General features: G+C 72.2%; 13 protein-coding genes. 3 read left to right on the top strand and 10 right to left on the bottom strand.

Annotated elements, in window-relative coordinates; translation table 11 throughout:
• Positions 1–175: 175 nt before the first annotated feature.
• The 10 genes from rpsT to IAI59_RS17620 form a co-directional block, all read right to left on the bottom strand.
• Complete coding sequence (gene rpsT, locus IAI59_RS17665) at positions 176–451, bottom strand: 30S ribosomal protein S20 (protein ID WP_207417503.1); 276 nt, start codon at positions 449–451, stop codon at positions 176–178.
• A 133-nt stretch (positions 452–584) separates the two neighbouring features.
• The gene (locus tag IAI59_RS17660) at positions 585–1,361 is read right to left on the bottom strand and encodes an enoyl-CoA hydratase (RefSeq protein ID WP_207417502.1); all 777 of its coding nucleotides are present in this window, start codon (positions 1,359–1,361) and stop codon (positions 585–587) included.
• Between the two features lie 195 nt (positions 1,362–1,556).
• Positions 1,557–2,399 carry a bifunctional DNA-formamidopyrimidine glycosylase/DNA-(apurinic or apyrimidinic site) lyase gene (gene mutM, locus IAI59_RS17655; RefSeq protein WP_207417500.1) on the bottom strand — a complete coding sequence of 281 codons (843 nt, stop codon included), beginning with the start codon at positions 2,397–2,399 and terminating at the stop codon, positions 1,557–1,559.
• Between the two features lie 39 nt (positions 2,400–2,438).
• Positions 2,439–2,840, bottom strand: coding sequence for a hypothetical protein (locus IAI59_RS17650; protein WP_207417499.1), 402 nt, complete (start codon positions 2,838–2,840; stop codon positions 2,439–2,441).
• Between the two features lie 4 nt (positions 2,841–2,844).
• On the bottom strand, positions 2,845–3,165 hold the full coding sequence (locus tag IAI59_RS17645; protein WP_207417495.1) for a hypothetical protein: 321 nt from the start codon (positions 3,163–3,165) through the stop codon (positions 2,845–2,847).
• Between the two features lie 48 nt (positions 3,166–3,213).
• Positions 3,214–3,405 (bottom strand): hypothetical protein, encoded by a 192-nt coding sequence (locus tag IAI59_RS17640; RefSeq protein WP_237180732.1) that lies wholly within the window; start codon positions 3,403–3,405, stop codon positions 3,214–3,216.
• A gap of 56 nt (positions 3,406–3,461) precedes the next feature.
• A complete protein-coding gene (locus IAI59_RS17635) occupies positions 3,462–5,273 on the bottom strand; it encodes a sensor histidine kinase (RefSeq protein WP_207417493.1) in 1,812 nt (603 codons plus the stop codon).
• Between the two features lie 65 nt (positions 5,274–5,338).
• On the bottom strand, positions 5,339–5,536 hold the full coding sequence (locus IAI59_RS17630; RefSeq protein WP_237180731.1) for a NepR family anti-sigma factor: 198 nt from the start codon (positions 5,534–5,536) through the stop codon (positions 5,339–5,341).
• Positions 5,537–5,559: 23 nt separating this feature from the next.
• Positions 5,560–6,204 (bottom strand): sigma-70 family RNA polymerase sigma factor, encoded by a 645-nt coding sequence (locus IAI59_RS17625; RefSeq protein ID WP_237180750.1) that lies wholly within the window; start codon positions 6,202–6,204, stop codon positions 5,560–5,562.
• A 309-nt stretch (positions 6,205–6,513) separates the two neighbouring features.
• Positions 6,514–7,023: a sigma-70 family RNA polymerase sigma factor gene (locus IAI59_RS17620; RefSeq protein ID WP_207417490.1), complete on the bottom strand. Its 510-nt coding sequence runs from the start codon at positions 7,021–7,023 to the stop codon at positions 6,514–6,516.
• Positions 7,024–7,118: 95 nt separating this feature from the next.
• Here IAI59_RS17620 and IAI59_RS17615 point away from each other — a divergent pair, with 95 nt between their 5' ends.
• The 3 genes from IAI59_RS17615 (at position 7,119) to IAI59_RS17605 (ending at position 10,754) form a co-directional block, all read left to right on the top strand.
• On the top strand, positions 7,119–7,847 hold the full coding sequence (locus tag IAI59_RS17615; RefSeq protein ID WP_207417489.1) for a PhyR family response regulator anti-anti-sigma factor: 729 nt from the start codon (positions 7,119–7,121) through the stop codon (positions 7,845–7,847).
• Positions 7,848–8,079: 232 nt separating this feature from the next.
• Positions 8,080–8,247 (top strand): DUF1328 domain-containing protein, encoded by a 168-nt coding sequence (locus tag IAI59_RS17610; RefSeq protein WP_207417488.1) that lies wholly within the window; start codon positions 8,080–8,082, stop codon positions 8,245–8,247.
• Between the two features lie 308 nt (positions 8,248–8,555).
• A complete protein-coding gene (locus IAI59_RS17605; RefSeq protein ID WP_207443821.1) occupies positions 8,556–10,754 on the top strand; it encodes a Hint domain-containing protein in 2,199 nt (732 codons plus the stop codon).
• Positions 10,755–10,778 lie beyond the last annotated feature (24 nt).

Genomic DNA, 10,778 nt, shown 5'->3' with positions numbered 1-10,778 from the left:
CCTCGGGTCAGTAAACCCTTGTCAGGATCGCGGCCAAAACCACCGGAATGCATGGAATTCGCGGAAGTCAGGGCGCCTGTTCTTCGAAGCTATTCCCGCTGGTCGGTCGGCGCAACGGGAATATGCCGTGAACGGCGTCTCGGCCGTGGCACCGTGGTGCCACGGCATCAGGCCCTCAGGCCTGGGCCGAGGCCAGCGCCTTGATGCGCGCGGACAGGCGCGACAGCTTGCGGGCAACGGTGTTGGCGTGCAGCACGCCCTTGGTGGAGGCGCGCATCATCTCGGGCTGCACGTCCTTGAAGGCGGCCTGGGCGGCGGCCTTGTCGCCGCCGGCGATCGCCTTCTCGCACTTCACCATGAAGGTGCTGACGCGCGAGCGGCGGGCGCGGTGGCGCTCGTTGCGGGTTGCGTTCTGCCGGATGCGCTTGCGCGCGGATGCCGTATTCGCCATGGCGTGTGTTCGTACCGATCGTCGTGAGTGTCGAAAATGTCGAAGCGCGCGGGCCGGAAGCCCGCCACGGGAAGGGGCCGCTTTTACCCGTGCCTGGGGATAAGAGTCAACGCGTGGCTGCGCGGCGCGGGCCTTACCCGCGCCGGAAGAGGGGCTTGCGCTTCTCGTTGAAGGCCGCCATCCCCTCTTTTTGGTCTTCCGTGCCGAACAGGGACAGGAACAACCGGCGCTCCAGCCGCACGCCTTCGCGCAGCGGCAGCTCGAAGGACGCGTTCACCGCCTCCTTGGCCATGGCCACCGCCGGCGCCGACAGCTCGCCGATCTTCTGCGCCAGCGCCACCGCCTGGTCCATCAGCTCGGCCGCCGGCACCACGCGGGCCACCAGCCCGCAGCGCTCGGCTTCCGCCGCGTCCATCATGCGGCCGGTCAGCACCATCTCCATGGCCTTGCTCTTGCCGATGGCGTGGGTCAGCCGCTGGCTGCCGCCGGCGCCGGGCAGGATGCCGAGCTTGATTTCCGGCTGGCCGAACTTGGCCGTGTCGGCGGCGAGCAGGATGTCGCACATCATGGCCACCTCGCAGCCGCCGCCCAGCGCAAAGCCCGCGACGGCCGCGATCACCGGCTTCTGCACGCCCAGCACCGCTTCCCAGGGCGCGATGAAGTCGTGCCGGTGCGTGCCGGGCCAGGAGCGGGGCTGCATCTCGCGGATGTCGGCGCCGGCGGCGAAGGCCTTGTCGCTGCCGGTCAGCACGATGGCGGACACGGAGTCGTCCGCGTCAAACGCGCGCAGCGCCCGGGCCAGCTCGTCCATCAGCTGGTCGCACAGGGCGTTCAGCGCCTGCGGGCGGTTCAGGCGGATGACGGCGGCGGCGCCGTGCCGCTCCGTGAGGATCATCTCATAGTCGGCCATGCTCTGGGTTCCCTCGGACTGGCGGGGAGAGTGCCCGGAATGGCGGGGGCGGGCCAGGGGGGCGCCGCCCCCTTGGACCCCCGCCGGGGTGGCCGAGCCGCCCCTGGCCCCGGCGAAACACGACACTCTATCTTATAGAGGCACCGGGCCTGGCGGCATGCCCAAGGGGAAGGACGGCGGGCTTTCCCGCTCCGGCTAGCGCTGGGTCTTGGGGCAGAAGAAGGTGCTGCGCCCGGCCTGCACGATGCGCGACACGCCGCCGCAGCCCGGCGGGCCCGGGCACAGCGGGCAGGGGGCGCCTTCACGGTCGTAGACACCGAAGCGGTCCTGGAAGTGGCCCAGCTCGCCATCCGCCTGCACGTAGTCGCGCAGCGAGGAACCGCCGGCCTCGATGGAATCGAGCAGCACCGCCTTGATGGCGGGCACCAGCCGCTCCGCCCGCGCGCCGGGCACCGTGGCGGCCAGCCGGCGCGGCGAGATGCCGGAACGGAACAGGGCCTCGGCCACGTAGATGTTGCCCAGCCCGGCCACCACCCGCTGGTCCAGCAGGGCGGCCTTGATGGGCGTCTGCTTGTTGGCGAGGCCCGCGGCCAGGATGCCGGGGGTGAAGGCGTCCTCCAGCGGCTCGGGCCCCATGCCGGCCAGCAGGCGATGCGCGTCCTCCTCCGCCGTGGGCACCAGGTCGACGCTGCCAAAGCGGCGCGGGTCCACGAAGCCCACATGGGTGCCCGACTCGGTTTGCAAGATCAGGTGCTCATGCGCGGGGGGCGGGCGGTTGTCGCCATGCGGGCGGGCCACCATGCGGCCGGACATGCCGAGGTGGATCAGCACCGACTGCGCGTTGGACAGGCGCATCAGCATGTACTTGCCGCGGCGGCGGAAGCCTTCCACCCGTGCGCCGGTCAGCGTGGCGGCGAGGGCGGCGGGAAAGGGCCAGCGCATGCCGTCGCGCCGGGTTTCAGCATGGCGGATGGTCTGGCCCTGCAGCACGGCCGACAGGCCGCGCATCACGGTTTCGACTTCGGGAAGCTCGGGCATGGGCCGGATGTAGGTCGCCCGGCCCGTGCTGGCGAGGGGCTAGCGGCGGCGGTCCCGCCGGTCGCGGCGGCTGCGGCGCAGCATGGAGAAGACGATCGGGATCAGCGTGAAGCCGATGCCGTTGCGCGCCTCCACCAGCGCGGTGCGGCGGATGGCCAGGGCCTCGACCTCCGCCTGGGTGGGGGCGTTGCGCATGGCGACCATGGCCAGGATGCCGGCGACCGCGATGTCGAACACGAAGATGATGATGGCCCGCAGCAGCGGCGACACGCCGGGGGTCATGGCGACCCAGGCGATCACGTGCAGCATGCCGAAGGCGGCGGCCGCCATGACGCCGGCGACCACGAAGAACAGGACCCGGCGGATTTCCCGCTGGACCCGCAGGCCGAGCCTGGCGCGCTCCGCCTCGAAGGCTACGGAGGCGAGACGAAGCGCGCGCACGGGCTTAGCGCCGCAGCAGGCGGGCGAGCACGTAGCCGATGCCGGCCGCGAGCGCGATCGTGGTGAAGGGGCGTTCCTTCACGATGGAAGCGACGGTGTCGGCTTCCTTGCGGGCGAAGTCCTGCGCCTGGTGGGCGTAGTCCTGGGCCTGGCCGGCATAGTCGCTGGCGACGTTCTGCGCGCGGCCGACAAAGGCCTGGGCGCGGTCGGCGGCGCGGCCCACGGCGGGGGTCACGCGGTCCTCCATCAAGGCCTCCATCTTGCGACGCAGGTCGGTGATGCTCTCGTTGACGCCTTCGAGGTCGAGATTGCTCTTGGATGCCATGGGAACGGCTCCTCAGGTGATGGGGTTACGGGGTGGGCGCGGCGTGGATCAGCGGACGGCGCGGTCGATGCTGCGGCCCATGCGCTCGGCGGGACCCTGGGGGGGGTCCACAGCGTCGCGGATGGCGGCGCCGGCATTGTCGAGGCTGCGGCCGGCGCGCTCGCCCGGGCCCTCGTTGCAGGCGGCGAGGGGCACGAGCAGCACGAGAGCGCTCAGCACCTGAAATGTCATCTTGCGCATGGCGGGATCTCCTCGGCCGTTCGGCGGGCTAACGCGGCGCCGCGGGCGAGGGTTGCCTAAGCTTGAGCAGCGGCGTTGGCGGGCCCGGCATCGCTTGCCGGGCCCATCATGCGGCCGCTCGGCATGTCGCTTTCGCGCCGCCGCAGGGGAAAGCGCAGCGACAGCTCAGTGCCGCGCTCGGCGCCCGGATGGCGGGCGATCTCGCCGCCCAAATGCTGCGCGAAGCCGCGGATCAGCGTCATGCCGATGCCGCCGCCGCCGTCCTCGTCCTCGTCCATGCCCTGGCCGTCGTCGCGGATGGCCAGCAGCACGTCGTCGCCATCCTCCGACTCGCTGCCCGGCGCGCCCGGCTCGGTGCGCACGGCGATGGTGACGGTGCCGCGCGCGTCCTCGGGGAAGGCGTGCTTGATGCTGTTGGTCACCGCTTCCGTCACCAGCAGCGCCAGCGACACCGCTTGGTCCGTGACGATCTCCAGCTCCGGCGCCTCGATCACCAGCGCGATGCGGCGGCCGGGCGTTTCGCCCAGCGCGCTGAACAGCTGCTGGCACAGCTCCTCCAGGAAGGGGCGCAGCGCGATCGCCTCGAAGGTGCGGTTGGTGTAGAGGTGGCGGTGCAGCGTCGCCAGGGCCTGCACGCGGTCGCGTGCCGTGCCGAATTCGGCGCGGGCCGCGGGGTCGCGCAGCCGGCCCGCCTGCAGATTCAGCAGGGACGCGACGATCTGCAGGTTGTTTTTCACCCGGTGATGGATCTCGGCCATCAGCAGGTCGCGCTGGCGCAGCGCCGCGCGCAGGTCGTCCTGGCGGGTGGAGATCACCACGGCGGCGTCGTTGAAGGCGCGTTCCAGCCGGCGCACTTCGTCCGGGTGGCCGTTGGGCACGGTGTCCGGGGTGGTGGAAAACGGCGCGCCGGGGCGCCATTCGCGCACCCGCTCGGCCAGCAGCCGCAGCGGGCGGGCCACGGCGAGGTCGGCGCCGGCCACGATCACCACCAGGCAGGCCAGCAGAAAGGCGCCGAGCTCGATGATGCGCCGCCACAGCATCGCTTCCGCCCGGCGGTGCACCGCGCCGGTCGGCAGCCCCACCACCAGCCGCAGCCCCGGCGCCAGGGCGGTGACGGCGTAGGCGAAGTCCTGCCCGTCGCGCGAACGGCTTTCCACCGCGCCGGTGTCCGGGCGGTCCAGGAGCGAGCGCAGCATGGCGGGTTCAGGCAGCGCGACGGTGGGGGTGGCGGTCAGCGGCACCGGCTCGCCGCCACGGTCCACCACCCAGAAGGCGGCGGTGCTGGCGCGGCGCTGCTCGATGCGGGTGAAGACGCCGAGCGGCACGTCGGCGGCGATCACCTGGCGCAGCTGGCCGTCCACCAGCACCGGCACGGCGCCGGCCAGCACCGCGCCGCCATCGCCGGCGGCGGCACGGAAGCGACCGAGGGTCAGGCCGGGGCCGGGGTCGCCGCCGGCCCGGGTGCGGCGCGCGGGGATGGCCTGGCCACCCTCCCGCACCAGCGCCAGCAGCTCGGCATCGGCGGCGGCGTCGACGCTGCCGGGGCGGGCGCCGCACAGGGGCCGGCCCTCGGGGTCGAGCACGCGGATGTCGGCGTAGCGCTCGCTGAAGATCGATTGCAGGGCGGACAGGCCGGTGGCGCAGCGCTCGGGCTGGTTGGCGGCGTCGATCAGGATGCCGGCGGAGGCGATGCCGTGCAGCGTTTCGCGCAGCATCGCGATGGTGCCGTTCTGCCGTTCTGCGGCGAGGTTGAGCTTGGCCATGGCCTCGGCCGGGCCGGCGGCGACGTCCGCCCGGTAGGCGACCAGCGCGCTGGTGCCGGCGATGCCGACCACGGGCACGCTGGCGACGGCGAGGAGGATGAGCATCCGGCCCCGCACCGTGCGGAGCAACCGCTTCGGCGCCCACCGTGACGGTGGCGCCGCCGCGGGATTCACTTCTCTCGACCCTCGTCCCGGTCCTGATCGATCAACCGGAGGAGTTCCTCGGGGATCGGCTCGTTGGCGATGTTGTCGTACATGGCGTGCAGCCCACGCTGCAGCCATTGGTCAAAGGCGGCGTCGGGCGTGCCCTTGCGGTCACGCCCCTCCTTCGAGCGGTTGGAGGGGTCGTCCCCTCCTTCCCTCGACATGCCGGTGTCCGCCTGGTCGTCCATTAGCTTCCCAGCTGCAGCGCCTGCACGTCCGACTTCGCGGCAGACTTGCGCGTGGTAGCACCACGACGCGTGGTTTCGCCAGCCTTGGCCTGCGACGCCGCGCGCTTGTTGCGGGGCTCCTCGCCCACCAGCCAGGCTTCCAGCTGGCGACGGGCGCGGAACACGCGGCACTTGGCGGTGCCGACGGCGCAGCCCATCACCTCGGCCGCTTCCTCGTAGGACATGCCCTGCACGGTCACCAGCAGCAGCGCGGTGCGGTGGTCCTCGGGCAGGTCGGCCAGACGCATGCGCAGCTCGCGCAGCGCCAGGCTGTCTTCCTGCGCGGCGGGGCGGGCCAGCGCCTCGGCCGGGGCGTTGTCCATGTCGCAGGTGTCGCGGCGGCGGCGGATGTCGGACAGAAAGCGGTTGCGCAGGATGCGGAACATCCAGGCGCCGAAGTTGGTGCCGGGCGTGAAGCTGTTCTGCGCGGCGAGCGCGTTGCTGACGGCGGCCTGCACCAGGTCGTCGGCGTCGGCGCGGTTGCGGGTCATGGACACCGCCTGCACCCGGAGGCGCGGCAGCAGCGCGACCAGCTGGTCATGGAAGCTGGGGCCCTCGGCGACAGCGGCGGGGGCGGCGACGGCTTCGGCAGTCCCGGTCTTCATCATGCGCTGGGTATCCTCGAAAGCTGCTTGCATACCCGACCAATGAGCCAGCGAGGCGCACGGTTGCATGGTATCTGAACGGTTAACGCATGGCAGCCATGCGCCCATCTCATGCAACGGAAGCTGGCGGCCGCCCATTGGCGACTTGGACTCATGCGCGCACCCGAACGATCCCTTTCTCCCACCCCGGCCGCGGCCCCCAGGGCCGCCACGACCCGGGGCGTTTCGATCCAGGGCGCCAGGGCGCGGGGCGCAGGGCCTTGCGGAATATTACGCCGCCGTGGCGGACAAGTTGCGCGCCAGGGTGGCTCAGGCCGCGCGGTGCGGAAAATTGCGCGCCAGCGCCGCCCGGGCGCGCGATACCCGCGCCTTCACGGTGCCCACCGGCACGGCGCAGATCACCGCCGCCTCCTCGTGCGACAGGCCGTGCGCGCCCACCAGGATCAGCGCCTCGCGCTGCGGCAGCGGCAGCAGCTGCAAGGCGCGGCCGAGGTCGGTGACCTCGCCATGCGCGTCCTGCGGCACGCCGGTCTCGTCGGGCGCCGGCATGCGCTCCAGCGCGCGCTGCTCCGTGCCGCGCCGGCGCAGCTGTTCCAGAAACACGTTGCGCAGGATATGGAACACCCAGGCCCGCAGGCTGGTGCCGGGAATCCACTGCTGCTCGGCGCGCAGCGCGCGCAACAGGGCTTCCTGCACCAGGTCGTCGGCCAGCGCCGCGTCGCGTGCCAGAAAGCGCGCAAAGGCCCGCAGGTCCGGCAGCAGGGCGGGCAGCGCGGCCCGCACGGATGCCGGCTCTGGGGGCGACGGGAGGTCTGTCATGGTCCGGCGCCATTCTTAGCGACCCGGGCCGCTTCCCCCAAGGGCATGCCAGCCAGAACGACCACGCGATTCCGCACCGATACGAGGGCCACACCATGAATGCCGTCACCCAGGCCGAACTGCTGCGCAGCCTGCCCCCCGCCCGCCGCTACGCCCGCGCGCTGACCGGCAGCCAGCCGGCCGGCGACGCGCTGGTGGGTGCCGCGCTGCGCGCCGGCCTGCCGGAAGGGCTGTCCGCCCGCCTGGCGCTGTATGCCGGCGTCACCAAGCTGGCGCCGCCGCCGGCCGCGCCGCCGTCCGGCGCCGCGCTGGGCGCGCGGCAACGGCAGCTGCTGCTGCTCACCGCGCTGGAAGAGCTGTCGGTCAGCGAGGCCGCGCAGGTCACCGGCATTCCCACCGACGCCGCCGAAACCGAGCTGGAGGAAGCCCGCGCCGCGCTGCGCTCGGCCGCTGCCGCCGATGTGCTGGTGATCGAGGACGAGCCGATCATCGCCATGGACGTGCGCCAGCTGGTGGAAAGCTGCGGCCACCGCGTGGTGGGCGTGGCGGCGACCGAGGCGCAGGCGGTGCGGCTCGCGGCCTCCAAGAAGCCCGGGCTGATCCTGGCCGACGTCAACCTCGGCGCCGGCGGCGACGGCATCACCGCGGTGGGCCGCATCCAGCAGCAGCTGAAGGTGCCGGTAATCTTCGTCACCGCCTATCCGGAGCGGCTGCTGACGGCCGAAACGGTGGAGCCCGCTTTCGTGATCTCCAAGCCCTTCGAGCCGCTGGCCCTGGCGATCGCCACCTACCAGGCGGTGTCCTCCACCGTGCCGATCGGCTGAGGCGGGGGCGGCGGCGGCGCTGCAACCTGCGATCCTCCGCCACGTTCCAGACCCATCGCGCAACCGGCGCTTCGCGGCGGGCGCAACGGCAATGGACATGAGCGATGATCCGGGCGCGGATGCCCCTGCGGCCAGTGGCCGGGGCGGTGGATGACCAGACGGCCGCCTGGCCCGGCGTGACCATGTTCGCGCCGGACCGCCGGCCCATCCCTTCGCCCAAGGACAGACTGCCATGCTCTACTGGACCCTGATCTTCCTGGTCATCGCCCTGGTCGCGGGTGTGCTGGGATTCAGCGGCATCGCCAGCGCCGCCAGCGGCATCGCCAAGATCCTGTTCGTTGTGTTCCTGGTGCTGTTCGTCGTGTCGCTGATCGCCGGCCGCGGCTGGGCCTTCGGTTGAGCGTTCCGCGCCTGCCATGACGTCGCGCAGGGCGGCCCGGCAACGGGCCGCCCTGTTGCGTCTCGCGTCCGTGTCGGCCGGAGCACCGACAATGCCGCGCCGCGCGGCGCCACCGCCGACAATCCATGACGCCCGCGGCACCCGGCGGCATCGCGCGCCCGCGCGCCGACAAACCCGCCCGGCAGCCCGACCGAAGCCGGCTTTCCCTTTCTTGAGAGCGTGCCGCCCCCACTGATAGTTCGACAGGCCGTCCCTTCGACGTGCGGGACTGTCGCGGACAGGCCCCAACCTGCGCCTGGAGCTGTCCGATGCCGTGGACGAGTGGCCCCAATGAAGACCCCAACACCTATACGCCCGACGCCACCAAGGTGACCGGCGCGACGCTGAACGCCCTGGGCGGCAACGACACGGTGGTGGCGGGCCTTGGCGCCGATACCATCAACGGCGGCGGTGGCGACGACACGCTGGTCGGCGGCGGCGGCGGTGGCATCACCACGAGTGTGAGCGCGCTGAACACGCTGCTCGGCGTCAACCTCAGCCTCAGTTCGCTGGTGAACGACAGCAGCGCCGATACCGTCAACGGTGGCGACGGCAACGACCGCATCTTCGGCGAAGGTGGCAACGACATCCTGAACGGCGATGCGGGCGCGGACACCATCGTCGGCGGCCAGGGGGCCGACACGATCGACGGCGGCACGGGCGACGACGTGCTGATCGGCGGGGGCGGCAGCAGCCTCGCCTCGCTGGATGCCAGCCTGACCGGCGCGGTGTCGCTGAACCTGCCGCTGCTGACGGTGAACGACGCCAGCGACGACACCCTGCGCGGCGGCGAAGGCAACGACACCCTGTTCGGCGAAGCCGGCAACGACAGGCTGGAAGGCGGCGCGGGCAACGACACGCTGGTGGGCGGCACCGGCACCGACACCATGGCTGGCGGCACCGGCGACGACCTGTACGTGGTGGGCGAGGCCGGCGACACCGTCACCGAGCTGGCGGGCGAGGGCACCGACACGGTGCAAACCACGCTGAGCAGCTTCACGCTGGGCAGCAACGTCGAGAATCTGGCTTCCACCGGCACGGGCGCCTTTGCCGGCACCGGCAACGCCGCGGACAACGTCATCACCGGCAATGCCACCGGGCCCAACACGCTGGATGGCGGCGCGGGCAACGACACGCTGAACGGTGGCGCGGGCGCCGACACGCTGGTGGGCGGCACCGGCAACGACACCCTGAACGGCGGTGCCGGCAACGACACGCTGAACGGTGGCGACGGCAACGACACGCTGGTGGGCGGCACCGGCACCGACACCATGGCTGGCGGCACCGGCGACGACCTGTACGTGGTGGGCGAGGCCGGCGACACCGTCACCGAGCTGGCGGGCGAGGGCACCGACACGGTGCAAACCACGCTGAGCAGCCTCACGCTGGGCAGCAATGTCGAGAACCTGACCTCCACCGGCACGGGCGCCTTTGCCGGCACCGGTAACGCCGCGGACAACGTCATCACCGGCAATGCCACCGGGCCCAATACGCTGGATGGCGGCGCGGGCAACGACACGCTGAACGGTGGCGCGGGCGCCGACACGCTGGTGGGCGGCACCGGCAACGACACCCTGAACGGCGGTGCCGGCAACGACACGCTGAACGGTGGCGACGGCAATGACACGCTGCTGGGCGGTGCCGGCGATGACATCCTGAACGGCGGCGCGGGCGACGACATCCTGAACGGCGGCGGCGGCAACGACAGCATCGACGGCGGCGCCGGCAACAACACCGTGGTGTTCGGCGGCAACTACGGCGACTACACCATCACCAAGGCCGAGCTGGCCGGCGGGTCCAGCATCTTCGCGCTGAACGGCAGCACCACCACGGTCAGCAACGCGGGGCTGTTCAGCTTCAGCGACCGGTCCGACATCAGCTTCGACGCCCTGGCCTGCTTTGTGACCGGCACGACGGTGGAAACCGCGCGCGGCGCCGTGGCGGTGGAGGCGCTGCGGGTGGGCGACAGCCTGCGCGTGCTGTCCGGCCGGCAGGGCGACTGGGCGCCGGTGCTGTGGGTGGGCTGGCGCGACGTGGACCTGCTGCGCCACCCGAACCCGGGGCGCGTGGCGCCGGTGCGCATCCGCCGCGGCGCGCTGGGCCCCAACACGCCCGACCGCGACCTGCTGGTGTCGCCCGACCATTGCATGTGGCTGGACGGCGCGCTGGTCCCGGCGCAGCTGCTGGTGGACGGCGACACGGTGGTGCAGGAACACCACCACGCCGCCATCACCTACTGGCATGTAGAGCTGCCGGCGCACGACGTGCTGCTGGCGCATGGCGCGGCGACGGAAAGCTACCTCGACACCGGCAACCGCGCCGCCTTCGCCAATGGCGGCACGGTGCAGATGCTGCACCCCGACTTCGCCGGTGGCGACAGCGCGGAACGCCTGGTGCCGCGCCTGCCGGCCGATGGCGGGGCGGTGCTGCGGGCGTGGCGCGCCACCCGGCGCGCCGCCGCCGCCTGAGCCGCGCGGTCCCCGCCGCCGCCG

This window comes from Roseomonas haemaphysalidis (genome assembly GCF_017355405.1).
Lineage (GTDB): Bacteria > Pseudomonadota > Alphaproteobacteria > Acetobacterales > Acetobacteraceae > Pseudoroseomonas > Pseudoroseomonas haemaphysalidis.
The sequence above is the reverse complement of the archived record's forward strand: the minus strand, read 5'-3'. Positions and strand labels throughout refer to the sequence as shown.